The organism is Nocardia sp. NPDC056952, from assembly GCF_042674185.1.
Lineage (GTDB): Bacteria > Actinomycetota > Actinomycetes > Mycobacteriales > Mycobacteriaceae > Nocardia.
In genome coordinates this window covers 40,181-64,288 of sequence record NZ_JBHURA010000010.1, presented here as the reverse complement: position 1 = coordinate 64,288, position 24,108 = coordinate 40,181, and the positions used below count along the sequence as shown (strand labels likewise).

Sequence of the window (24,108 nt, the reverse complement as noted above, 5' to 3'; positions counted from 1 at the left end):
AGCCTTGCGTCCCCGGCCGTGGGTATCGAGGATGGATAGATGAGCTCGCCGGACGGGGGACGTCCGATCACCGCAACCGAAGCCGCCCGCCGCTGGGACCCGTGGACCCCGAGCGTGGTCGCCGCCCGCCTCGCCACCTGCCCGGCCCCCTGGGCCGTCGCGGGCGGCTGGGCCCTCGACCTGTTCGCAGGCGCGATTTCCCGCGCCCATGACGACATCGAAATCACCGTCCCCCGAATGGATTTCCCTGAGATCGCGGCCGCTTTTCCCGAGTACGAATGGGACGTCGTCGGCAGTGGCGAGCTCTGGCCCTATACCGTGGCCGCGTCCTGCCCCGAACTCCATCAGACCTGGCTGCGCGATCCCTTCACCGGCGCCTTCCATCTCGACGTCTTCCGTGAACCGCACGACGGCGACACCTGGATCTGCCGCCGCGACCCCACGATCACTCTCTCCTACACCGAACTCATCCGCACCACGACCAACGGCATCCCCTATCTCGTCCCCGAGGTCGTGCTGCTGTTCAAGGCGAAAGCCAACCGCCCCAAGGACTACGCCGATTTCCTCCGCGTCCTCCCCCTGCTCCCCGAGTACCGGCTCACCCGGCTGAATTCCTGGCTGATCCAGCTCTACCCGGATCACCCGTGGCTGGCCGAGATCCGCGCGCCCGCCATCGTCCCCACCACGGATTAGACCGGACGAACAAGCGGCCGAGAACCAATAGTGCCGCCGAACCGGAATCGGACGGTCGCCGAATTCATTCGGTTGTTCGACACCACTCTCGTCGATAGTCGGCCCAATCCTGTGGCGTGGCAGCGAAATCCACGTATAGAGCCACACCGAAATTCGCTCGGCCGACATCGGTGTCGGTCAGACCGAGGCGAATTCCCCGAACCGCGGCGGCAACGGTCTCGGCAGCACCGTGATGGCCTGGGTCGTCGGCCCAGAAGGCGGGTGCACCCATCAAGAGATCGACTCCGTCCGGGGTCACCTCGGCGGCGAGTTCGGTCTGCTGCGCCACATACCCGCTGTAGAGAGCTCGGGTAGGCATCGCCGTGTCATAGGACATCACCGCAACCTGATCGGCGCGACGGGCAACCTCGGCGAAATAGGCTTGGCTCCACCATTTTCCGTGATCGGCGAGAGCCACACCCACCGAATGCAATCCGGGTAGCGGATCGATCACCGGCGCCGAGACCGACAGCTGGACGCGCGCCCCCGAGGCCACGACCCGAGTCGCGTCGAGCAGCGCGAGAAATCCCGGCGATCCGGACCGAACGGGTTCGAGGTCGTAATGCACCCCGTCGAACCCATAGGCCAGCACTCGCCGCGCCGATGCCACCACCCGCTCGCGCGAGGCCGCCGATTCCACATCCAGGCCGTCGAATTCGGGCTGCACGATGTCGCCGAGCCACGACTGCACCCGAATTCCCGGTAATCGCGCGTGCACCGCGTCGACGAACCATTGCGCCCGCGGTGCGAGAACGTCGCGCAGACTCCCGTCGTGTTCCAACGGTCCCGTATGGACGTACAGATCCCGAACTCCGGTACCTGCCAGCAACTTCCCGAGCCCGTCGATATCGGCGTCGGTCTTGCGCCCGTCCACCCAGGCATGACCGAGCCAGACCGCGTCCCTACCTCGCGTCCGCGCCTGTTCGGACTGTTCGCCGATGTTGTGCGCCAGCAGGGCGGCTACCACCCCGGCCACCGGAAGCGTCACCACAAGAACCAGCGCGAGCGCGATCACCGCACCCCGCGCCCACCACGACAGCGCCCGCCATTTCCCCCGCATCACTCCCCCTTGTCCGAGTCCCCCGATGCTACCGGCAGGTACCGACAAGCAAATTTCCGACAAATCACCCACCCGTGAAACACTGTGCGCCGCTGGATAATTGAATGGAGCACAATGAAATACGCCGTCACCCTCGGTTCCGCCGTCATCGCGGCCTTCGCGTTCGCGATCGCCACGCCGACCGTCGCAGTAGCGCAGCCCTCGAACTGCCACGATTCCTACACCCCGTGCCTGCCCATCGTCAGCGATGTGGACTGTGAAGGCGGTAGCGGCAACGGCCCCGTCTACACCGGCCGCGTCACGGTGATCGGCCCCGACGACTACGGCCTCGACCGTGACGGAGACGGCATCGGCTGCGAGTGAACAGCACGAGGGGCGTGCGATGAACGACATCGCACGCCCCTCGGGATCAACTTCTCAGCGGTTACCTTCAGGTCCCCAGCCCTGGTCACCGGGCTTGCCCAGATCAGGATTGTCCGGGTACCCCGGACCGCCATAACCCGGTCCACCCGTGCCCGGTCCACCCGGACCGCCCGTGCCCGGCCCACCCGGACCACCGGTACCCGGACCGCCGTAACCGGGACCACCAGCGGGCCCGCCGTACCCCGGTCCACCTTCGGGGCCGCCGTAACCGGGACCACCGTAGCCGGGACCGCCGTAACCCTGTCCGCCTTCCGGACCGCCGTACCCCGGCTGCCCGCCGAATCCTGCTGCGGGCCCGCCGTATTGCTGCGGGTATCCCGGCTCCGGGGTCTTCGCCGCGCCGGCGACCGGCCCACCGGTGACAACCCGGTAGGCGTAGGTCGAGGCGATGATCGTCAACGGGATCGTGACGAGCAGGCCGAGACCGCACAGCAGCGCACCGACGATGTTGATACCGAACAGCGCCAGCGCCAGCAGCAGCAGCGTTCCCGCGTTGCTCGATATCGCCGAGAAACTCGACTTGATCGCGGTGACACCGTCCTGGTCACGGTCGATCACGAACTGCATCGTCCACCAGGTGAAGAACGCGACGACCAGGCCCGGCAGCACACACAGCAGCAGGCCGATGCCGGTCGCCAGACCGACCAGCAGGCCGGCGATGATCACCGCACCCACATTGGTGAACTGGAAGAACGACCCGAATCCGGGCTTGTTGCCATCGGTTTCGTGCAGCGAGCCACGCACGAATGCCGCCGAGATCAGATATCCGATCACCGTGCTCACGATGGTGCCGAGGATCTGCCAGAGCCCGAACCCGAAACTGACACCGCCGTCATAATCGGTGTCGCCGGAGTTTCCGAGCCCGAACAGGAAGCTGATCACCGCCTGGATCAGGAATGCGACGACCACCATCCCGATCCATACGAGCGCGTTGTCTTTGAATTTCGTCCACCCGTACCCGATGGCGTCACCGACACTGAGCGTCGGTCCCGCCGGGGGATAACCGGGTTGCTGCTGTCCATATGTCATCCGAATCGCTTCCCCTCATCGTTCGAGACGGCCGCTGCCGCTCATATGAGTACTCCGATCCGACGTCACGGTCACGCCGACACAGCCGATCATGACATATGGAAAACGCTACTTGCCGGTGTTCTCGCGCTTCGGGAGTTTCCAGCCGGGACGAGGAAAATGGCAGGTGTAGCCGTCGGGGTAGCGAATCAGGTAGTCCTGGTGCTCGGGCTCGGCGTCCCAGAACGTGCTCGCCGGGGTCACCTCGGTGACGACCTTGCCCGGCCACAGGCCCGAGGCGTCGACATCGGCGATGGTGTCGAGGGCGATGCGGCGCTGATCGTCGTCGAGATAGAAGATCGCGGAACGGTAACTGTCGCCGAGATCGTTGCCCTGGCGATCCTTGGTGGTCGGATCGTGGATCTGGAACAGGAACTCGAGCAACGCGCGATAGTCGGTCTGCGCCGGGTCGTATTCGATCTCGACGGCCTCGGCGTGGCCCGGGTGATTGCGGTAGGTCGGATTGTCGTTGGTCCCGCCGGTGTAACCGACCCTGGTGGCCAGTACGCCGGGCTGACGGCGGATCAGATCCTGCATGCCCCAGAAGCATCCACCGGCCAGAATCGCCTTACGAGTGTCGCTCACACATCCTCCTTCATGAGGGCTCAACGGTCGCACGAATCGGCCACAACCGCCTCTATGGAACACCGGTTTCAGTGCCGGAATTCCCGTCAGTATTGTTGCCGCCCGAGCGTTACCTCAGCAATGTCCACGTGCACTTTCAGGTCAGGCCAGGAAGTAGGAGGAAGACGGCGCGATGCCACGATTTGTCATTTCCCAGTGTTTGGCGATCGGATTGGCGGCAACAGCTCTGATGGGGACGGCGGCGACCGCCATGGGGGCTCACCCCGGCGCCGACGACTCGATCGCGCAGGACGCGGCGCCCTGCGAGGAACTACGACAGGCACGGCAGAACGGCCAGGGAGTCCGCGGGGCGAGCCCGGCGGCCGCGGGCCAGATCGACGCGGTGCTGATCACCGCGAAGCACCGCACGCCGATCGCGGGCGGCAAGATCGTCCTCACCGGCATCGACGCCTGTGGCGACAATATTCACCGGCACATGTCCACCGGCGCCAACGGGCAGGTGAGTTTCCGCGGACTACAGCCCGGGCGTTACCAGCTCACGGCCTACCGCAACGATTCGGCGACGCAGTCGGTCACCCGCGCCGATGTCGACCTGTCGACTCCGTCGCTCAAAACGATCCAGTTCACCGCCGACTGATCGAGGAGGCCGGGCCGGGCGTTAGCACCGCCCGGCCCGAAACCTGTTGACCCCCAGCGCGGTCGCGTGTCCCGTGATAGAAATCACCCCAGAGTGAAAAGGGGTGGTTTCCGCATGGAACCGACAGCCGAACAGCGGGCCGCGCTGGGCATGATCTGCGATACGTTTCTCCCTGGCGACGGGCGCGGATTGCCCGCCGCGACCGATATCGGCGCAGTCGACACGATCTTCCGCATCCTCGGGCGCAATCCTCGCGAAGCCGAGCAGAAGCAGCTGGCAACGCTGTTGGGACTGTGGGATTCTCGCCTCTTCGGCCTGTTCACCGGCAGCGGCTTACGCCGGTTCTCCACGCTCTCGCAGGAGCAGCGCGAGGCAGCCCTGCTGCGCCTGGCCGACTCCGGCCTCGCCCCCGCCCGGGCGATCTTCCAGGCGCTCAAGCAGGCTTCCCTGCTCGCCTACAACGTGAGCCCCGGTCCCACCGGCACGAATCCACTGTGGGCGGAGATCGGCTACCCGGCGCCGGTCGGCCGGCTCGACACCGCCCCGAAGCCGCCGCTGTCACCGCTGCGGTTCACCGAATCCACCGCGCTCGAATGCGATGTGGTGGTGGTCGGCTCCGGCGCCGGTGGCGGTGCCGCCGCGGCGGTGCTGGCCGAAGCCGGCCTCGACGTGATCGTGCTCGAACGCGGAAACTATTACGACGACCAGGATTTCGGCGACGGCGAACTCGACGCGCTGACCAGCCTGTACGCGCCGGGACCCGCCGCCTCGGCGGAAGGCCAGATCACCCTCGTCGCGGGGACCTGCCTCGGCGGCGGCACCGTGGTCAACTGGAGCACCTCGCTGCCGACGCCCGACACGGTCCGTGCCGAGTGGGCCGAGACCGGCGTGCCGCAGTTCGCCGAGGACGAGTTCGGTGATGCGCTGGCCGCTGTACAGAAACGGATCAGCGTCACCGACAGCAAGTCACCGCTCTCGGCGCGCGACGGAATTCTCGAGCGCGGTGCGCGCGCGCTCGGCTGGGATGTGGACACCCTGCCGCGCAATGTCAGCGATGCCTGTGACGCCGGAATCGAGTGTGGGCGTTGCGGCTACGGCTGCCGCCTCGGCGCCAAGCAGTCGGCGACCAAGACCTGGCTCGCCGATGCGGCCGAGCACGGTGCGCGCCTGGTGGTCGACGCCGACGTCCGCGCGATCACGGTGAAAGCGGGCCGGGCCGAGTCGGTTTCGGCGGTCACCGCCTCCGGGGTGGAGATCACGGTGCGCGCCAAGGCGGTCGTGGTCGCCGCGGGCGCGATCCAGACACCGGCGCTGCTGCGACGATCCGGTCTGCGCAACAAGAACATCGGCCGGTATCTGCGCCTGCACCCGGCCGCGGCGGTCTTCGGCGTCTTCGACGACGACGTCCGCCCGTGGGAAGGGGCGTTGCAGGCCCGCATCAGCAGGCACCACGCGAACCTCGACGGCAACGGCTACGGCGTGATCTACGAGACCGGCCCGGTCCATCCCGGTTTGGCCACCGGCTTCATGAGCTGGCGCGGCGCGGCGCAACATCGGGCCACCATGCTCGATTTCGCGCGCACGAACTCCATCGGCATCATCACCCGCGACCGCGACCCCGGCACCGTCTCGATCGACAAGTCCGGCGAACCGGTGGTGAAATACCAGCTGTCCGACTACGACGCCGCGCACCTGCACACCGGCATCGTCGGCGCCGCCTCCATCCTGGAAGCCGCAGGCGCGCAACGGATCTTCTCCGGTCATCAGGCGGGCATCTCCTTCGAACCGGGCACCCGCGGTTCGCTCGCCGAATTCGACGCCGCGGCGAAGAAGGCGGGCTACGGCCCCGGCCGCTGCTCGATGGGCGCCCTGCACATCATGGGCTCGGCCAGGATGGGCGGGACGCCGGAGCTCTCGGCGACCGACCCGGACGGCGCCACCTGGGATGTGCCGAACATCGTGGTGGCCGACGGGTCGAGCTTCCCCACCGCCCCTGGCGTGAACCCGATGGTCACCATCGAGGCGATCGGCTACATGAACGCGAAACGGCTCGCGGCCCGGCTGGGTTAGCGGTGTCGATGTGCAGCGGACACGTAGTGTGGTCGGTACACATGTGGTGATCCACCGCGCGGCCGGGCCGGTGCGAATTCGCGGAAAGGGCTGAGATGGACAAGGCGACGCAGTTGGTCGAGTTCGAGACCATGCTCCTGGGTCGCCACAGCCTGAGATCGCGCCGGGGGCCCGACGCCATGGACCGCAGCGCCTATATCTTGCTGAGCCGGCTGCGGATGGGTGGAATGATGTCCATCGGGCAGCTCAGTGACGCACTGGGCTTGGATGCCTCGACTCTCAATCGGCAGACCGCGGCCATGATGCGGACCGGCGCGATCGAGCGGATGCCGGATCCCGAGGGCGGGATGGCGCGGAAGTTTCGGGTCACATCCAAGGGTGAGCGCCGGTTGAACGCCGAACGAGCCCTGATCGTCGACGCCCTGGATTCGATCCTCGAGGACTGGCCGGCCGAGGATATCGCCGCCTTCGCCGGCTACCTGCGACGATTCAACACCGACATCGAACGCCGGTCAGGGGAGTTCTGGCCGCGCCCGATCGCGGCCCTGCCCGCGGATCACTAGCGGGACTGCGACCTACGTCACGATTTCCCGATCGAGTTCGCGCGCCCAATAATGTGTACTATACACATCTAATGCAGTATGCATATCTTGTGCCCTGTACATAACTTGCGTGTTTGTCGATAGGAGCGGTACGTGGGGATCTCGGAAAAGACGGCACGACCCGGGGTGGTCGTCGGCGTCCTCGCCTTCGGCGGCACCGTCGCCGCGATTACGCAGACGGCGGTGGTGCCGATCATCGGTCAACTCCCGCAACTGCTCCACACCAGCGCCGCCGACGCGTCCTGGGTGATCACGGTGACGCTGCTGGTCGGAGCGGTGTTCACCCCGGTCGCCGGCAAGCTCGGTGACCTCTACGGAAAACACCGCATGCTGCTGGTCTCCGGTGGATTTCTGATCGTGGGCGCCGCGATCGCCGCCATGTCCTCCTCGCTGGTACCCATGCTGATCGGACGCGGAATCCAGGGCATGGGGGTCGGTTTGATTCCGTTGGGAATCAGCCTGATGCGCGATGTGCTTCCCGCGGAACGGCTGGGTTCCTCGATCGCGCTCATGAGCGCGTCGCTCGGGGTCGGTGGCGCGCTGGGTCTGCCGATATCGGCCGCGGTCGCGCAGTACGCGAGCTGGCGGGTCCTGTTCTGGGCCGCGGCGGCGCTGAGCGCACTGATCGTGGTGCTCATCGTGACCCTGGTTCCGGCCGAGGCGAAGCGCGGTGACGCGGGTGGACGGTTCGATTTCGTCGGTGCGGTGGGACTCGGCGCGGGACTGGTATTCCTGCTCCTTCCAGTGTCCAAGGGCGCCGGGTGGGGCTGGAGCAGTGCCACCACGCTCGGACTGTTCGCCGCCTCGGCGGTGACCCTGGCCGCGTGGGGACGGTGGGAATTGCGGACCTCCGACCCGCTCGTCGATCTGCGCACCACGGCCCGGCCGCAGGTGCTGCTGACCAACGCCGCGTCCGTTCTGGTCGGCTTCGCCATGTACGGCCAGGCGCTGATCGTGCCGCAGTTGATGCAGTTGCCCGCGGCCACCGGCCACGGCATGGGACAAACCATGCTGGGTATGGGTCTGTGGATGGCGCCGGGCGGCTTGATGATGATGGCGTTGTCCCCGGCGGGCGCGAAACTGTCGGCCGCACGCGGACCCAAGGTCACCCTCGCGGTCGGGGCGCTGATCATCGCCATCGGCTATGGCTCGTCGGCCGTGCTGATGGGTTCGACCTGGGGTCTGATGGCGATGGTCTGCATCACCAACATCGGTGTCGGCCTGGCCTACGGCGCCATGCCCGCCCTGATCATGGGTGCGGTGCCGCTGTCGGAAACCGCCTCCGCCAACAGCATCAATACGCTGATGCGCTCGCTCGGTACGTCGGTGTCGGCGGCCGTTGTGGGTGTGGTGCTGGCGAATATGACGACCGACTTCGCCGGGCACGCCGTGCCGTCGGAGGCCGGGTTCCATGTCGGCCTGCTGATCGGCGCCGCTGTAGCGCTCGTGGCGGCCGGTATCGCGATGACCATTCCGCGCCGACCGGCCGAGCCCGCCGATCTCGATACCGAACTCGCGACACTGTCGGCGCAGCCGGTATCGGTGGCGAAAGCCTGACGACCTGGCCTAGGACCGTTTGATCCCGGCGAGCACCGCCCGTAGGACGTCCAGGTCCGGGGCGGTGCTCATCTGATTTCGCGGCCCCCGAGCGTGGAGCCGGCCCTCGTCGATCAGGTCGCCGATGAGCAGCTTCGTCGAGGTCAGGGGTAGGTGCAGGTGGGCGGAGACCTCCGCGACCGACAGTGGCGTGCGGCACAACTCGACGATCAGGTCGTACTCGGGAGCGAGCAGGCGTGAGCGGGCACCCGAGCGCGCGGCGACAAGCAGGGTGGTGAGCTCGAGGTCGGGGCGCTGCGCCTTGGCGCGCCCGCCGGTGACGGCATAGAGGCGCACCAGCGGACCAGCTTCGTCCTCGTACCAGTGTTCGCGCTCGTCGCTCATGGTCGCGGCGAGACAGCGGGGAACTGGCCGGAGATCGCCGACTCGGGATCGGACGCCTCGGCCAGTGCCGACGGGATCAGCACCACGACCCGCACGCCGCCGTAGACCGATTCCGACAGCCGCACCGAAATGCCGTGCCTGCCCGCCAGCGTGGCCACCACGAACAGTCCGAGCCGCGAGGTTCCGGCCAGCGTGCCCACGCTGAACGCGGGCGGGTCGGCCAGCATCGCGTTGCGTTCGGCCACATCGCTTTCCGACATGCCCAGCCCCTGGTCGACGACCTCCACCGCGACCCCACGACCGACCACGATCCCCGACACCACGACCTGGGTCTCGGGTGGGGAGAAGGCGGTCGCGTTGTCCATCAGCTCGGCGAGCAGGTGGATCACGTCAGCGACGGCGTGCCCCGAGACGCGCACATCCGGCATCTGCTTGGCCGCGATCCTGGTGTAGTCCAGGCTTTCCGCGATCGCGCCGCGCACCAGCTCGAGCAGCGGGACCGGCTTGCGCCACCGACGGCCCGGCTGTTCGCCGCCGAGGATGATGAGGTTCTCGGCGTTGCGCCGGGCCCGGGTGGCCAGATGGTCGAGCTGGAACAGCAGATCGAGCTGATCAGCGTTGCTCTCGTCGCGCTCGGCGCGGTCGAGCAGCGCGAGCTGGCGGTGCACCACCACCTGGCTGCGGTGCGCGATGTCGAGGAAGACGGTACTGATCCCCGCCTTGGTCTGTGCCTCGGCGACGGCGGCCGACATCGCGGCAACGTGGGCGCGGTTGAACGCCGCGGCCACCTGGCCGAGCTCGTCGGTACCGAAGTCCAGGCTCGAACCCTCCGCCGCGGTGTCGACGGTCTCCCCCGTCGCGACCCGGCGCATCACCTCCGGCAGCCGCTCGTCGGCGAGTTCGAGGGTGTCGTGGCGCAATCGGTGCATCCGCGCGATGAACCGGTTCGCCATCACCAGCGCGACGAGGAAGGCGGCCACCGCGGCGAGCGCGATCAGCGCACCGCCCAGCAGCGCGCTGTCGGTGTCGCGTTCGCCCTGCTCTCTGGCGATGACGTGGGCGTCCCCGCTCTGGTCTTCCCACAGTTTCTGCAAGGCCAGGCCGACGTGCTTGGACGCGTCCTGCCAGTCGGCCAGACCGATCGGGAGCCCGGCCTCCCCGTCGCGTACGGATATCGGTCCGCGCAGCAGGATGGCGTCCTGCATCGCGATGACCTGCTGCCACTGCGGGCTCGCGGTGATCTCCGAGAGCTGCGCCAGGCGGCGGCCTTTCAGCACCGTCGCGGAATAGGCCGCCTCGCCGCGGAATTCGCCGATCCGACGGCCGAAGTCGACCAGCTGGGCAGCGCTCATCTCGCCGGTGGTCACTGCGACGGAGCCGAGAGTGTCGGCTTGTGACAGCGCTTCCGCCGCACGCAATTGTTCTACGGCGTAGCCCAATTCGATGCCGACCTTCGCCTCGGGCGCGACCCGGGCGGCCAGCATCGACGCGGCGATGATCGTGCCGATCACCCCGGTGTAGAACCCGAATACCTCGTCGCTGGAAATCCGCAGGAATTCCACGCCGGTGCGCACGGTCGGCACCATGGAGAACAGCTTGTTGTATCCCTCGATGTCCTCGCGAGAACCATCGGGATTCAGCGCGCGAGCCGCGTCGCCTTTCGCGATCACCGCCGCGAGCGCCTCGTCGGAACGCTGCTTGGCGGTGGCCAGCGCGGGCGCCGACGACACGTCACCGGCCAGCCGCAACAGCGACAGCCTGCGTTCTTCCTGGAATGCCGACACCATGAGAATCGCGGGCCCGGTGGTACTGCTCGCCAATTCGGCCCAGTCGGTGGAATCCCTGGCCGAATTCACCAGATAGACGGCTCCGCCACCACCGACCACCAACAGCATGACACTGGAGATGAGCACCATCGACAACAACCGGATACGCACACTGACCCGGCCACGAACACCGGTACGCCTGATCTTCAAATCTGAAATCTTTCCGCTCCCCGGAACGCCCCGGCGCCCCGCTGCGTGCCGGTGCCGCTAATGGGCCACCCACCACGCGTGTCTCGCCGTGAGACTAACCGACGGCCCGAGCGTGCGCGCGAAGTCGCGAATTGTCGAAACACAGGGTGTATCAGGCTAACTCGCAGCATCTGAACGGCCGGTGTGTTTATAGCGCCGCCGCTCGCACCCGATGGCCCGACAGATGACTCAGCACCGCTTGATTCGCCTCCCAGCCGTCGGGGAACTTCACCGGCACCCCGAGGTGTACCGGGTCGGCGGAGGGGTGGGCGTCGAGGAGTTCGGGGATGCCGGCGCGGCCGACGAGGATGCAGGCGTGGCGGTGCCGGGAGGCCAGCACACACAGCCGCCCCGCCTCGAGGTGGAAGGCGCTGGCGTCGCGGCGGCCCGAGAGTGGGTGCAGCACCAGGGTGACGTCGTACTCGCGGCCCTGGAGCCGGTTGGCGGTGTCGACGGTGACGGGTTCGGCGCAGGTGCCGCGCAGGGCGGTGCGGATGGCGTCGGCCTGGTCGCGGTGCGCGGTGCCGATCGCGACCCGCTCGGTGGTCACCGGGTGGCTGCCGGATTCGGAGTGTGCGGTGGCGCCGCGTTCGATCAGCCGGGCCGCGATCGCCGCGATCGCGGCGACGGCGTCACGGTCGGTGCGCAGGGTGTGCCGGGCAGGCAGTTCGTACCAGCCCCAACCGGATTCGGCCGCCTCCTCCAGTACCGCGTCGACCGGCCCACCCAGGCCGCGGGTCGTGAAATCCATGCGCCGGTCGCCGAATCCGGTACCGGACTGGAATTCGGTGAAGGGGTAGAACGCCTTCGACACCACCGGTGCGGCGGTGGCGGGCAGCCGCCAGGACACCGGCAGCCGATGGGTGGGGATGTGGTCGTTGTTGGCCAGCATCACGCTGACCGCGCTCATCGTCGGATCCCAGGTGAGACCGGCCCAGCGCGCGGTTTCGACGGTCGCGAACGGGTCGAGCTGTCCCGGGTCGCCGACGAACAGGCCGCGATCGAACCGATTCGCGATGCGCAACAACATGTCCGAGCGCATCTGGTAGGCCTCGTCGATGATCGCGTGCGACCAGCTGCCCTCGGTGATGGTGGCCCACTTGGCCGCGGTGCCGATGACGATGGTGCGGTCGGCGAGGTCGCCGGGTTGCTTGGCGACCCGGACATTGCCGTGCCGATCCACCCGATCGCTCACGACGTAGGCCGCGCTGGACAGCCGCCCGATCCGCAGTGCGGGGTCGGCGGCGGCCAACCGGTCGATGAGGTCGTCGACCTGCTCGTTGGTCTGGGCGACGATCATCCGCTGGTCGCCGTCCTCGGCGAGCTGGCGAGCCGCGCGCACCACCAGCGTCGACTTGCCCGCTCCCGGTGGGGAGTCGACGACGATCGCGCGATGGCTCTCGTCGCGCAGGTCGGTGAGAATTCCGGCGACGGCCTCGTCCGGTGTGGTCACTGGAGTTCGTCCCCCTCCTCGTCGGTCGGCGGGGTCCATTCCGGCGGCGGACCTCCGTGGGTCCACGGCGTCTCCTCGCGCGCGGGCAGATTCAGCATCCCGTTGAACGGTGCCGGTTTGAAGCGGGCGAAACCGAGGTCATCGCCTTCCTCGGGAACACTGCCCGGCTCGGCGACGAGTTTGCGCCCCATTCCGCCGGACAGTTCGAGAACGATCGTGTCACCGTCGATCTCGACGACGAGCCCCGACTGTTTCGGCCGCTCGACACAGGTCAGCTCTTCCCCGACCACGGCGATGAACGGATCGGCGGTCCGAATATGGATGTGCGGGCGCAGTTTCGGGCGCGATCCCGAACGATCGAGGCGCTCGGGCTCACTGTGGGTGACGGTGCCGCGGAACGCCGCTCCGCTGACACGGTGCTCGAGCATGCGCAGCGGATCATCGAAAGCGCACTGCCCCTGCAGGGCTTCCAGCGCCCGTTCCCGCTCCAGCAGTCTGCGCACCGCCGGAACGGCGGAATCGCGGCGGGCCTGTGGAACACCCTCGGCGACATCGGCGGCGAAGCGGGAGAACGCACCGCGATCATCGGTCCACCGGTTCTCCACGCTGGCGCCTTCGGGCAGTGCGCTCAGCAGCTCGATCGAACGCCACATCAGCTGCCAGGTGGGTTCGAGCTGGCCACGCAGCGAGCGCTCGAGTCGTTCGGCCGCGACAGATCTGGCTGAGTCGTCGAGTGCGGCGTTGTAGGCGGCGATCAGCGGCGCGAGTTCCTCGTTGTCGAATCCGGGATCGGTGGCCGGACCCGCGGGCGGCGACAGCAGCGGGTCCTCTGCCAGGGCAGCGGCTTCCGCGCCGGTCAACCCGGGCGGCGGGTCGATCCAGCCGAGCAGGGCCGCGAGATTGCCGTCTTCGAGGCTGGACTGGCCCGACGCCCAATGCGACGACAGCACGGTCGTCATCGCGGGCAACACCGCCGACCCGGGATGTTCGGCGCGATCACCGAACCAGGTGAGCCAGCGCCCGAGCAGCGGAATCGACTCCGGTACGGGGTTGTCCCCATCGGTCCGGTGAAACCGCACCGAACGCCCCAGCAGCTTCAGGAAATTCACGCCGCCGGGGTTCGGTGTCCACATCTGGGGCGCGTCGAGACACCGAGTGTAGGTCTCACCCGCCTTACTGGTGAGCTCCTCGGTCTCGACGAGAAACATCGAGAGATAGGGCAGCACAACATCGGCCAGTTGCTCGATGAACCGCAGCCGCAGCACGCGGTCGCGCGGCTGCGGCACCGTCAGCACGTTCTGGTCGCCGGCCGAGGTGCCGATCATGATCGCCACCGGCGCCGCTGCTTCCCCCGCCAGCCGCAACGGCACCGCGACCAGCGGCCGCTCGGCGAGGTGGATGTGGCGCACCGCCGCGGTCGCCTGCGCGCGGCCGGCCCGGACGGCCTCGGCCTTGGCCAGGGCCGCCAGGACGCTCATCCGGCGATCTCCCACCGCAGCCGATGGGCGGTCCGCAGCATGGCGGTGATGTCGGCGTGCTCGGGGCCGGGTTCCAGCGTTCCGTCGGCCAGGCCGAGGACCGTGTGGATGTTCTCGATGCCACCGACCACATCGCACACCCCGCGACCGAGCGCGTCCACCGAGCCGCAGGTGCGGGCCTCGTCGCGGCAGGCGAACGCGAGCTCGCAGCTCGACATGCACTCGGGCGCGTAGCGAGCCGGGATGGCGGCGATCGTCTTCTCGAGGTTCTCCCCCGGCGCGAAGGTGGCCTCAGGTGGCAGCAGGTCGAGCAGCTCGGGAATCGCGGTGAGCCGGGTCAATTGGCGCGAGACCGTGGCGAGTTGCTTGCGCAGATCGACGAGTTCGGCGGTGGGCCGATTCGAGAAGTCCTTCGCGCAGACCAGAATCACATTGTGCGACACGATCTCCGGTGACTCGCCGATCTCGGCCATCAGCTCACGCAAAGCGATCACGTACACCGCGGACTGACGCGCGGCGGCCGCCACCTGCGCCGGATCCGCCTGCCCGTCGATCACCGGGAAAGCCTTGACCTCCACCACATGGAACTTGCCGTCCAACTGCACGGCCACCACATCGGGTTCCAGATAGGCCGTCGCGCCGGCGATATCGAGCCGCAGCATCGGGTGGTCGAACAGGGTGCCGTCGCCCGCCGCGATCGCGCTCTTCAACAATTGCCTGGTGCGTTGATAGCGCACCGCGTTGCCGGTGTTCTCCCCCACCGAATTCAGGTCGTGGTAGGCGACTTCGGGAATCGTGAGTCCGAGTTTGTCACGCAACAGGGCGAGCAGTTCCGCGCAACCGTTCGCCTTCACCATCGCCTCGAAAGCGTTGCCGCGCGTAATGGCGAACTGGGACTGACCGAATTGTGGCGGGAACCCCAGCGATTGGGCGATCACGGTCTTGTCCACCGCGGCCGCGTCGAGCAGGGCGCGGCGGGCACATCCGGGATTGGCCGTCAGCGCGGCGATGGTGCGGGCATTGTGCCTGGTCGCGGGGGCTTCGCCGCGCAACTCGTCCAACTGTGCTGCGAGAGTGCTCATTTCACCTCGATTCGTCGCCGATCGGCTACGCCGAGCCGAACACCGAATAGTTGTGCGGCCGGATCCGCCAGCTGATCCGCCGCCCGACGCGCGGCCGAATTGCGCTGCCTCGCGTCCTCGTCCTCGTGCACCGCGAGCTCACGCCGCGCGGCCTCGATCACCTTCGCCGGGTCGAGCGAGTCCGGGGCGGTGGAGATGCCAGGAATCGACACGGCGAGCCGCCACAGTACGCGCAAACCCGACGTTTCCCCCGCAGGCTGCGCCGAAAGATGTTCGGCCAAGCGAATAGCCGACACCAGCAGCCCGACCCGTGGACTCAACGGGCCGACCATCCGCCGTTCCAGCGGCCACGAACTCACCGCCATCAGACCTCGCGCGGGAGCGAGCAGATCGGTGGTGAGCGCCGCGCACAGGTAGTACGGGCGGGCGTACGGCGCCGACCGGAAGGACCGCTCCTCGTCACGGCGCAGGCTCGTCAGCCGGGCGGGCAGCAGCTCGCCGGAGAAGAACGCGTCATGGGTAGCGAGCACCAATTTCGGCGACGACGGTACCGACAGCAAGGTCAGCGCGCGATGTACGTGTTCACGCACCGGCACCCCCGGCGCCTCCGACGCCTCTTCCGGCATCGAACCGAGAACCGCCGCGTCCCAGGCCAACTCGGCCCTGCGCAGTTCGGCGCGCAATTGCCGCGCCCCGGCCCGGTCCCCACCGGCGGCCGCCCGTCGCACCTCGGCCCGCAAACCGGAGATGCGCACCTCCAGCTCCTCGGCCGAGTCCGTCACGAGTCGGAGCGTATCCACAGCTACCAGCATTGTCCAGTAATTCCCAGTATTTCCGGGACTGCCGGGTCGAAGTGCCGCACACCCGCCCACCCGGACTCGTGATGCGAGCACCGATAGCGACCGAATAACCTGGGGCAATGACAGCTGTTGCAGATCGTTCACTCGGACCGGAACTGGCGCGTACCGAAACCATCGCCGCGGACACCGACGTGCTGGTGATCGGGTTGACGTCCTCGGAGAACGGACCGGCCATCGTGCCCGCGGACCTGTTCGGCGACGTGCTCACCGCCGAGGTTCGCGCGGAACTGCTGGACGCTCTCGGCTCGGTCGGCGCCAAGGGCAAGCCCGAGGAACTCACCCGGGTGCCCGCGCCCGCCGCGCTGGCCGACGTCACCAGCGTGCTCGCCGTCGGACTCGGCGCGGCCGACAAGGTCGACGCCGAACAGGTGCGCCGTAGCGCCGGTGTGGCCGGGCGCGCGCTCAGCGGCACCGAACTCGTCGCCACCACCCTGTCCGGCATCGATCTCGGTGCGGCGGCCGAAGGGTTCTACCTCGGCGCGTACACCTTCTCGTCGTTCAAGTCCAAGAGCGCGCCCAAGCCGGACGAGCGCCCGGTGGTCCGCCTCGAATTGCTGGTGCCCGGGCCGGAATTCGGCACTCTCGAGCTCCTGCGCGCACAGCTGGTCGCCGAAGCGATCGCCACCGCACGCGATTTCGTCAACACCCCACCGAGCGCGCTCTACCCGGCCGAGTTCGCCGAGCGGGCCCGGATCCTCGCCGTCGGAGCGGGCCTCGAGGTCGAGGTGCTCGACGAGAACGCGCTCGCCGCAGGCGGCTACGGCGGCATCATCGGCGTCGGCCAGGGTTCCTCGCGTCCGCCGCGCCTGATCCGGATCACCTACGCGGGCGGCCCGAAGAAGATCGCGCTCGTCGGCAAGGGCATCACCTTCGACACCGGCGGCATCTCGATCAAGCCCGCCGCCAACATGGAGAACATGACCTCCGACATGGCGGGCGCCGCGGCGGTCATCGCCACCGTGCTGCTGGCCGCGCGGCTCGGCCTGCCGGTCACCGTCACCGCGACCGTCCCGATGGCGGAGAACATGCCCTCGGCTACCGCGCAGCGCCCCGGCGACGTGCTCACCCAGTACGGCGGCACCACCGTCGAGGTCATCAACACCGACGCCGAGGGCCGTCTCATCCTGGCCGACGCGATCGTGCGCGCGATCGAGGACGAGCCCGACTACCTGATCGATGTCGCCACCCTCACCGGTGCGCAGATGGTCGCGCTCGGCACCCGCACCCCGGGCGTGATGGGCACCGACGAGTTCCGCGATCGCGTCGCCGCGATCTCGCGCTCGGTCGGCGAGAACGGCTGGGCGATGCCGCTTCCCGCGGAACTGCGCGCCGACCTCAACTCCAAGGTCGCCGACCTGGCCAATGTCGCGCCGCACCGCTGGGGCGGAATGCTCTCGGCCGCACTGTTCCTCAAGGACTTCGTGCCCGAGGGCGTGCAGTGGGCCCACCTGGACGTCGCGGGTCCGGCCTACAACACCGGCGGACCGTTCGGCTACATCGGCAAGGGTGGCACCGGCGTTCCGGTCCGCACGCTGATCACCGTGATCGAGGAGATCGGCGCGGAGTAGTCACTCCTCCAGCTCGGCTTCGCGAGCCCGCCGCTCCTCGATGCGGCGGCGGGCATCGAAGTCGCGCATGCGTTGCGGATAGCCGGTGCGGTTCACGTCGTAGACGGGGATCTTCAACGCGCCGGCCAGCCGCCGCGCGCCCTTCTCCCCGACGATGCGACGGGTCCACTCACCGTCGGCGGCCACCAGCACTGCTGTGACATCGGTCACAGTCGTTTTGGGTTCGACGAAGGCTTCGACGCCGCGCCGCGTCCGCGCCCAGTCCGCCAAGGCGCTCACTTCCGACGCGGTCTCGCGCGCGCCTGACCTGCTCGCACCGCGCCCACCACGGAAACGATCCAGCAAACCCATCCGGCTCGACCTCCTACATTCCGGCGGAATTCTGCTCACCGCCGTACATTCCATGGTGCCAGCTTCGCCCGGATCGCCGCCCTGCGCTACACCCGCGACGGACGAGTGCAAGGATGGTTGCCGGAACAAGAACCAACGTTTCCCGGGTGCTCCGCCGAGACCGGTGGGGTGGACGAAAGCCGCGACCCGCGACGGATGTCCGCCGGGTACACACTCAGAGGAGTCAGAGGACATGGCCTTCTCCGTCCAGATGCCAGCCCTTGGTGAGAGCGTCACCGAGGGCACGGTGACCAGGTGGCTGAAGCAGGAAGGAGACACGGTCGAGGTCGACGAACCGCTGCTCGAAGTCTCCACCGACAAGGTCGACACCGAGATCCCGTCGCCGACCGCGGGCGTGCTCTCCAAGATCGTCGCCCAGGAAGACGACATCGTCGAGGTCGGCGGTGAACTCGGCGTGATCAGCGATGCCGGCGAGACCCCCGCCACCGCACCCGAGCCTGCTGCCGCACCCGCCGCGCCTGAGCCGGCCCCCGAACCCGAGCCCGCGCCCGCCGCGCAGGCACCTGCCGCCGAGGCCCCCGCCCCGGCCGCCGCGCCTGCCGCGTCCGCTGCTTCCGGCACGCCCGTGAAGATGCCCGAACTGGGCGAGTCGGTGACCGAAGGCACTGTGACCCGCTGGCTCAAGGCCGTGGGTGACACCGTCGCCGTCGACGAGCCGCTGCTCGAGGTGTCCACCGACAAGGTCGACACCGAGATCCCGTCGCCGGTCGCCGGCACGCTGCTCGAGATCACGGCGCAGGAAGACGACGTCATCGATGTGGGTGGTCAGCTGGGTGTCATCGGTAGCGGTCAGCCCGCGGCCGCCGAGCCCGCCCCCGCGCCTGCCCCCGAGCCCGAACCGGCACCCGAGCCCAAGGCAGCACCGGCTCCCGCGCCCGCCGCCGCGGCGCCCTCGCCGAAACCCGAACCGGCACCGGCTCCCAAGCCCGCCCCGGCACCGGCTCCCAAGCCCGCCCCGGCTCCGGCTGCCAAGGCCGCTCCCGCCCCGGCGTCGGCCAACGGCAGCACCCCGTATGTGACCCCGCTGGTCCGCAAGCTGGCCGACGAGAACAACGTCGACCTGTCGACCCTGACCGGTTCCGGTGTCGGCGGCCGCATCCGCAAGCAGGACGTGCTCGCCGCCGCCGAGGCCAAGAAGGCGCCCGCCGCCGGTCCGGCTCCGGCCGCTGCCGCCGCACCCGCGCCCGCGGCCAAGCAGTCCGCCGCCCCGAAGCTGGCCGCCCTCGTCGGCACCACGCAGAAGGCCAGCCGGATCCGCCAGATCACCGCGACCAAGACGCGCGAATCGCTGCAGGCCACCGCGCAGCTGACCCAGGTCCACGAGGCCGATGTCACCAAGATCGCGCATCTGCGTCAGCTCGCCAAGGCCTCGTTCAAGTCGCGCGAGGGCGTCAACCTGACGTACCTGCCGTTCTTCGCGAAGGCCGTCGTCGAGGCGCTCGGTGTGCACCCGAACGTGAACGCGTCCTACAACGAGGACACGAAGGAAATCACCTACCACGCGTCGGTGCACCTGGGGATCGCGGTCGACACCGAGCAGGGTCTGCTCTCGCCGGTCATCCACAACGCCAGCGACCTGTCGCTGGCCGGTCTGGCCCGCGCGATCGCCGACATCGCCAACCGCGCGCGCACCGGTGGGCTCAAGCCCGACGAGCTGTCCGGTGGCACCTTCACCATCACCAACATCGGTAGCGAGGGCGCGCTCTTCGACACCCCGATCCTGGTTCCGCCGCAGGCGGCCATGCTGGGCACCGGCGCGATCGTCAAGCGCCCGGTGGTGGTGACCGACGAGGCCGGTGGCGAGTCCATCGGCGTGCGCTCGATGGTGTACCTGCCGCTCACCTACGATCACCGTCTCATCGACGGTGCCGACGCGGGCCGGTTCGTCTCCACCATCAAGCACCGGCTGGAAGATTCGGCGTTCGAGGCCGATCTCGGCCTGTAGTCGAGGAATTCATGAAGGTGGTCATCGCCGGTTCGTCCGGCCTGATCGGGACGGCGCTCGTCGCGGCACTGCGCCGCGACGGGCACCAGGTCTCCCGCCTGGTGCGGCGCACTCCCGCCGCACCGGACGAATTCGCGTGGGATCCCGCGCGCGCCCAGCTCGACGAGCGGGCGTTGCGCGGGGCCGACGCGGTGGTGAACCTGTGTGGTGCCGGCATCGCCGACCGTCGCTGGAACGGCGGCTACAAGCAGTTGCTGCGTGACAGCCGCATCACCCCCACCGATGTCCTGGCCACCGCGGTGGCCGCCACCGGTGTTCCGACCCTGGTCAACGCCAGCGGCTCGCACTACTACGGCGGCGAGACCGGTGACGCGATCATCGACGAGACGTCGCCCGCCGGAACAGATTTCCTGGCCACTCTGTGCCGGGACTGGGAAGCCGCCACCGAACCGGCCGCCGAAGCGGGCGCGCGCATCGTGCTGCTCCGCAGTGCCGTGGTGCTGGCCCGCAACGGCGGCATGCTCGGCAAGTTGCACCCGTTGTACTGGGTCGGTCTGGGCGGACGCCTCGGCAGCGGCCGCCAGTACCTCCCGTGGATCTCCCTCGACGACGAGGTCGGCGCGATCGTCTTCGCGCTCACTCACCCCGAGATCTCCGGCCCGATCAATGTCGCCGGCCCCGCCCCCGTCACCAACGCGGAATTCAACCGCGCCCTCGGCCGCGCGCTACACCGGCCGACCCCGTTCATCGTCCCCGGTTTCGCCCTGCAAGCCCTGGTCGGCGAGCTGGCCGACGCGATCCTGCACGGCCCACGCACCATCCCCGCGGTGCTGGAAGAGGCTGGGTACACCTACCAGCACCCGACCATCGGCGCCGCGCTGGCCGCCGCTGTCGGCAGAGGGTGAGCCGATGCTGATCCGCGACGCCGACAAGGCCGACCTCCCCGCGGTCCTCGCCATCCACAACACCAACATCGCCGAGTCGACCGCGATCTGGGACACCGACGAAGTGGACCTGGACGACCGCCTCACCTGGTTCGCCACCCGCACCGATGCCGCCATGCCGATCCTGATCGCCGACATCGATGGCGAGGTGGCCGGCTACGCCTCCTACGGCCAGTGGCGCCCCAAGTCCGGCTATCGGTTCACCGTCGAGAACTCGGTCTACGTCGACAGCCGTTTCCAGCGCCGCGGCGTAGCCACCACCCTGCTCACCGAATTGATCGCGCGCGCCATCGATTCCGGCCGCGTGCACGCCATGATCGCCGCCATCGAGTCCACCAACAGCGCGTCGATAGTCCTGCACGAACGCTTCGGTTTCCACACCGTCGGCGAACTCCCCGAGGTCGGCCACAAATTCGGCCGCTGGATGGACCTGACCCTGATGCAGCGCAACTTCCCGATCGAACCCTGAGACCCTCTTTGGCCGCGCCGGGCCCCCGGCGTAACGTCAGAACGGTGAACGACACGCGCCCCACCGCGTCCGCTCGATTCGATACGACCCCGATCGTGGTCGAGGATCTCGGACTCATCGATTATCACGCCGCCTGGGAACTGCAACGGCAGACCGCCGATCAGCGTGCCGCAGGCGAAGGTTCCGACCGGCTGTTCGTGCTCGAGCACCCGTCGGTCTACACCGCGGGCCGCCGCACCGAGACCGAGGATCTGCCGATCGACGGCAGCCCGGTGGTGCAGGTCGACCGCGGCGGCAAGATCACCTGGCACGGGCCCGGCCAGCTGGTCGGCTACCCGATCATCCGCCTCGCCGAGCCGGTCGATGTCGTCCACTACGTCCGGCGCCTGGAAGAGGCCCTGATCCAGGTCGTGTCCGGGCTCGGCATCACTTGCGGCCGCATCGAGGGCCGCTCCGGCGTGTGGCTGCCCGCCACCGAGCTGCTCGCCGAGCGCAAGATCGCCGCGATCGGGGTGCGTGTGCAGCGTGGTGTCGCCCTGCACGGCATCTCCCTGAACTGCAATTCCGCGCTCGACGGCTTCCAGGCGATAGTGCCCTGCGGCATCAAGGACGCCGGCGTCACCACGCTGACCCGCGAACTCGGCCGCGAAGTCACCGTCGCCGAACTCAAGCCCCTCGTGGCCGCCGCGATTGTTGCCGCGCTCGACGGTGAAATTCCCGTTCGGCCCCATGACATTGATCGCACCACCGCCCCTGCGAACGCGCAGGCCCCGAGCGTAGAGTCGGTCCGGTGACTTCCGTCGACGCCTCTGCCCCCGCCGGACGCAAGCTGCTGCGCATCGAAGCGCGCAACGCGGAGACACCGATCGAGCGCAAACCCAAGTGGATTCGCACCCGCGCCACCATGGGCCCCGAATACACCGAGCTCAAGAGCCTGGTGAAGTCCGAGGGCCTGCACACCGTCTGCGAAGAAGCGGGCTGCCCCAACATCTTCGAATGCTGGGAAGACCGCGAGGCCACCTTCCTCATCGGCGGTGAGCAGTGCACCCGCCGCTGCGATTTCTGCCAGATCGACACCGGCAAGCCCGCCGCCCTCGACCGCGACGAGCCCCGCCGCGTCGCCGAGAGCGTCCAGTCGATGGGCCTGCGCTACTCCACCATCACCGGCGTCGCCCGCGACGACCTCGACGACGGTGGCGCCTGGCTCTACGCCGAGACCGTGCGCGCTATCAAAGCGGGCAACCCGGCTACCGGCGTCGAACTCCTCATCCCCGACTTCAACGCCGACCCGGCCCAGCTCGCCGAGGTCTTCTCCTCGCGCCCCGAGGTCCTCGCGCACAACCTGGAAACGGTGCCGCGCATCTTCAAGCGCATCCGCCCCGCCTTCCGCTACGAGCGCTCCCTCGCCGTGATCACCGCCGCCCGCGAGGCGGGCCTGGTCACCAAGTCCAACCTCATCCTCGGCATGGGCGAAACCCCCGAAGAGGTCACCGAGGCGATGCGCGACCTGCACGAAGCGGGCTGCGACATCCTCACCATCACCCAGTACCTGCGTCCGAGCCCCCGCCACCACCCGGTCGACCGCTGGGTGAAGCCGGAGGAATTCGTCGAGCATTCCAAGGTCGCCGAAGAACTCGGCTTCGCCGGTGTGATGGCAGGCCCGCTGGTCCGCTCCTCGTACCGGGCAGGCCGTCTCTACGCCCAGGCGATGGCCCACCACGGCCGCGAGATCCCCGAGGCCATGGCCCACCTCGCCAAGGAAGGCACCGCTTCTCAGGAAGCCAGCTCGGTCCTGGCCCGCTTCGGCAGCTGACCTAGACTAAGGGTCCCCTCACCCCATCGGAAGGACCCATGTCGAAGTTCGAGAACGTCTCCGTCAGCAAGAAGGCCAACGTCTACTTCGACGGCAAGTGCGTCAGCTACAGCCTCGAGTTGCCCGATGGCGCCTCGGTGTCGGTCGGCGTGATCCAGCCGTCGTCGCTCACCTTCGCCACCAACGCTCCGGAGATCATGGAGCTGGTCGCGGGTGAGGCCAACGTGACCTTGGCCGGTACGACCGAGCCCATCACCTACCGTGCGGGCGAGTCGTTCAAGGTCCCCGGCGACAGCTCGTTCGACATCGAGGTCGTCGACACCATGCACTACGTCTGCTACTACGGCTGACGAACCCGGAGCCGGGGCGACCAGATCGGTCGCCCCGGATCGCCGGATCTACTTCACCAGGAACTCGTCCTTGTACAGCCGGTTGGGCCGCGGGGCCGTGGCCTCGCTCAATTCCACCTGAAAGTCACTCTCGCGCTTGGTCCTCGGTCGGTAGCTGCCACCGAAGGTGACCATCACCGACCCACCGACTCCGGTCGTCCCGCGAGCCGACGTCGTTTCCCGGCCGGCGTTGAACACCGTCGCCACATCGCGTCCGTCGTTGCCGACCGCGATCTTGCCGTCATGGAAGAACTGCACGAACGTCCCGTTGTCCGCGCCGACGGTGGCAGCCACCGTGTGACCCTTCTCCGGGTCGAGCTCGAACTCCGCGTCACACTGCTGGCGCCGATCCACGGGGCCGGGCTCACCGAGCGTGCGCCCGATGCCGAGCAGCACGGTCTCGCCGAGGGCGTTGTGCCGCTCGCGACCTTCTTCGGTCCACAAATGGGTGGTCGACCAAACCTTCACGCGCCCGTCATCGAAAAGCGACACCCGGTCGTCGGTGCCGTTGCTGATCAGATATTTCGCACTGTTGGGGGCCATACCTTCCATCTTCCTCGCTT

Annotated in this window: 24 protein-coding genes; 13 read left to right on the top strand and 11 right to left on the bottom strand. The window is 68.3% G+C overall.

Translation table 11 applies throughout. The features are described from left to right. Positions 1 to 39 precede the first annotated feature (39 nt). Positions 40 to 693 carry a nucleotidyltransferase domain-containing protein gene (locus tag ACFTS5_RS27655; protein ID WP_378636497.1) on the top strand — a complete coding sequence of 218 codons (654 nt, stop codon included), beginning with the start codon at positions 40 to 42 and terminating at the stop codon, positions 691 to 693. A 64-nt stretch (positions 694 to 757) separates the two neighbouring features. On the opposite strand, the gene ACFTS5_RS27650 is transcribed toward ACFTS5_RS27655, so the two are convergent. Continuing rightward, complete coding sequence (locus ACFTS5_RS27650; protein WP_378636494.1) at positions 758 to 1,792, bottom strand: hypothetical protein; 1,035 nt, start codon at positions 1,790 to 1,792, stop codon at positions 758 to 760. Between the two features lie 114 nt (positions 1,793 to 1,906). On the opposite strand from ACFTS5_RS27650, the gene ACFTS5_RS27645 reads away from it, so the two are divergent. After that, a complete protein-coding gene (locus ACFTS5_RS27645; protein ID WP_378636492.1) occupies positions 1,907 to 2,155 on the top strand; it encodes a hypothetical protein in 249 nt (82 codons plus the stop codon). Between the two features lie 54 nt (positions 2,156 to 2,209). Here the strand turns inward: ACFTS5_RS27645 and ACFTS5_RS27640 are convergent, their stop codons facing one another. Together ACFTS5_RS27640 and msrA are read right to left on the bottom strand one after the other, a co-directional pair. Further along, complete coding sequence (locus ACFTS5_RS27640) at positions 2,210 to 3,244, bottom strand: hypothetical protein (RefSeq protein WP_378636489.1); 1,035 nt, start codon at positions 3,242 to 3,244, stop codon at positions 2,210 to 2,212. A gap of 108 nt (positions 3,245 to 3,352) precedes the next feature. Further along, positions 3,353 to 3,868 (bottom strand): peptide-methionine (S)-S-oxide reductase MsrA, encoded by a 516-nt coding sequence (gene msrA, locus ACFTS5_RS27635; RefSeq protein ID WP_378636487.1) that lies wholly within the window; start codon positions 3,866 to 3,868, stop codon positions 3,353 to 3,355. A gap of 172 nt (positions 3,869 to 4,040) precedes the next feature. Here msrA and ACFTS5_RS27630 point away from each other — a divergent pair, with 172 nt between their 5' ends. From ACFTS5_RS27630 to ACFTS5_RS27615, 4 genes are all read left to right on the top strand, one after another. Continuing rightward, entirely contained in the window at positions 4,041 to 4,505 is a 465-nt protein-coding gene (locus tag ACFTS5_RS27630) for a carboxypeptidase-like regulatory domain-containing protein (protein WP_378636484.1), read from the top strand. A gap of 114 nt (positions 4,506 to 4,619) precedes the next feature. Further along, entirely contained in the window at positions 4,620 to 6,575 is a 1,956-nt protein-coding gene (locus ACFTS5_RS27625; RefSeq protein WP_378636483.1) for a GMC family oxidoreductase, read from the top strand. Between the two features lie 95 nt (positions 6,576 to 6,670). Beyond that, on the top strand, positions 6,671 to 7,138 hold the full coding sequence (locus ACFTS5_RS27620; protein WP_378636480.1) for a MarR family winged helix-turn-helix transcriptional regulator: 468 nt from the start codon (positions 6,671 to 6,673) through the stop codon (positions 7,136 to 7,138). A 132-nt stretch (positions 7,139 to 7,270) separates the two neighbouring features. Continuing rightward, positions 7,271 to 8,734, top strand: coding sequence for an MFS transporter (locus tag ACFTS5_RS27615; protein ID WP_378636478.1), 1,464 nt, complete (start codon positions 7,271 to 7,273; stop codon positions 8,732 to 8,734). Positions 8,735 to 8,743: 9 nt separating this feature from the next. Here ACFTS5_RS27615 and ACFTS5_RS27610 read toward each other — a convergent pair whose 3' ends face one another. From ACFTS5_RS27610 to ACFTS5_RS27585, 6 genes are all read right to left on the bottom strand, one after another. Continuing rightward, positions 8,744 to 9,118 (bottom strand): DUF742 domain-containing protein, encoded by a 375-nt coding sequence (locus ACFTS5_RS27610; RefSeq protein ID WP_378636475.1) that lies wholly within the window; start codon positions 9,116 to 9,118, stop codon positions 8,744 to 8,746. Next, complete coding sequence (locus ACFTS5_RS27605; protein WP_378636472.1) at positions 9,115 to 11,094, bottom strand: nitrate- and nitrite sensing domain-containing protein; 1,980 nt, start codon at positions 11,092 to 11,094, stop codon at positions 9,115 to 9,117. Before ACFTS5_RS27605 ends, ACFTS5_RS27610 begins: the two co-directional genes overlap by 4 nt. 187 nt (positions 11,095 to 11,281) lie before the next feature. Next, complete coding sequence (locus ACFTS5_RS27600) at positions 11,282 to 12,586, bottom strand: AAA domain-containing protein (protein ID WP_378636470.1); 1,305 nt, start codon at positions 12,584 to 12,586, stop codon at positions 11,282 to 11,284. Continuing rightward, positions 12,583 to 14,064, bottom strand: coding sequence for a hypothetical protein (locus tag ACFTS5_RS27595; protein ID WP_378636468.1), 1,482 nt, complete (start codon positions 14,062 to 14,064; stop codon positions 12,583 to 12,585). The genes ACFTS5_RS27600 and ACFTS5_RS27595 overlap by 4 nt, the downstream gene beginning before the upstream one ends. After that, positions 14,061 to 15,146 carry a hypothetical protein gene (locus tag ACFTS5_RS27590; protein WP_378636466.1) on the bottom strand — a complete coding sequence of 362 codons (1,086 nt, stop codon included), beginning with the start codon at positions 15,144 to 15,146 and terminating at the stop codon, positions 14,061 to 14,063. Before ACFTS5_RS27590 ends, ACFTS5_RS27595 begins: the two co-directional genes overlap by 4 nt. Next, positions 15,143 to 15,928, bottom strand: a complete 786-nt coding sequence (locus ACFTS5_RS27585; protein WP_378636463.1) for a hypothetical protein — start codon at positions 15,926 to 15,928, stop codon at positions 15,143 to 15,145. Before ACFTS5_RS27585 ends, ACFTS5_RS27590 begins: the two co-directional genes overlap by 4 nt. Before the next feature lie 137 nt (positions 15,929 to 16,065). Here ACFTS5_RS27585 and ACFTS5_RS27580 point away from each other — a divergent pair, with 137 nt between their 5' ends. Next, positions 16,066 to 17,574 (top strand): leucyl aminopeptidase, encoded by a 1,509-nt coding sequence (locus ACFTS5_RS27580; protein ID WP_378636461.1) that lies wholly within the window; start codon positions 16,066 to 16,068, stop codon positions 17,572 to 17,574. Here the strand turns inward: ACFTS5_RS27580 and ACFTS5_RS27575 are convergent, their stop codons facing one another. Beyond that, complete coding sequence (locus ACFTS5_RS27575; protein ID WP_378636459.1) at positions 17,575 to 17,925, bottom strand: oxidoreductase; 351 nt, start codon at positions 17,923 to 17,925, stop codon at positions 17,575 to 17,577. It lies immediately after the preceding gene. Positions 17,926 to 18,157: 232 nt separating this feature from the next. Here ACFTS5_RS27575 and sucB point away from each other — a divergent pair, with 232 nt between their 5' ends. The 6 genes from sucB to ACFTS5_RS27545 are packed head-to-tail and all read left to right on the top strand — an operon-like array spanning position 18,158 to position 23,506. After that, positions 18,158 to 19,930 (top strand): 2-oxoglutarate dehydrogenase, E2 component, dihydrolipoamide succinyltransferase, encoded by a 1,773-nt coding sequence (gene sucB, locus ACFTS5_RS27570; RefSeq protein WP_378636457.1) that lies wholly within the window; start codon positions 18,158 to 18,160, stop codon positions 19,928 to 19,930. Positions 19,931 to 19,941: 11 nt separating this feature from the next. Then, positions 19,942 to 20,835: a TIGR01777 family oxidoreductase gene (locus tag ACFTS5_RS27565; protein WP_378636454.1), complete on the top strand. Its 894-nt coding sequence runs from the start codon at positions 19,942 to 19,944 to the stop codon at positions 20,833 to 20,835. Positions 20,836 to 20,839: 4 nt separating this feature from the next. After that, the gene (locus tag ACFTS5_RS27560) at positions 20,840 to 21,343 is read left to right on the top strand and encodes a GNAT family N-acetyltransferase (protein WP_378636451.1); all 504 of its coding nucleotides are present in this window, start codon (positions 20,840 to 20,842) and stop codon (positions 21,341 to 21,343) included. A 44-nt stretch (positions 21,344 to 21,387) separates the two neighbouring features. Further along, positions 21,388 to 22,137: a lipoyl(octanoyl) transferase LipB gene (gene lipB, locus ACFTS5_RS27555; protein WP_378636449.1), complete on the top strand. Its 750-nt coding sequence runs from the start codon at positions 21,388 to 21,390 to the stop codon at positions 22,135 to 22,137. Beyond that, a complete protein-coding gene (gene lipA, locus ACFTS5_RS27550; RefSeq protein WP_378636446.1) occupies positions 22,134 to 23,156 on the top strand; it encodes a lipoyl synthase in 1,023 nt (340 codons plus the stop codon). The genes lipB and lipA overlap by 4 nt, the downstream gene beginning before the upstream one ends. 38 nt (positions 23,157 to 23,194) lie before the next feature. Beyond that, positions 23,195 to 23,506: a pyrimidine/purine nucleoside phosphorylase gene (locus tag ACFTS5_RS27545; protein ID WP_378636443.1), complete on the top strand. Its 312-nt coding sequence runs from the start codon at positions 23,195 to 23,197 to the stop codon at positions 23,504 to 23,506. A 48-nt stretch (positions 23,507 to 23,554) separates the two neighbouring features. Here ACFTS5_RS27545 and ACFTS5_RS27540 read toward each other — a convergent pair whose 3' ends face one another. Then, positions 23,555 to 24,088 (bottom strand): hypothetical protein, encoded by a 534-nt coding sequence (locus ACFTS5_RS27540; protein ID WP_062991977.1) that lies wholly within the window; start codon positions 24,086 to 24,088, stop codon positions 23,555 to 23,557. Between the last annotated feature and the right edge of the window lie 20 nt (positions 24,089 to 24,108).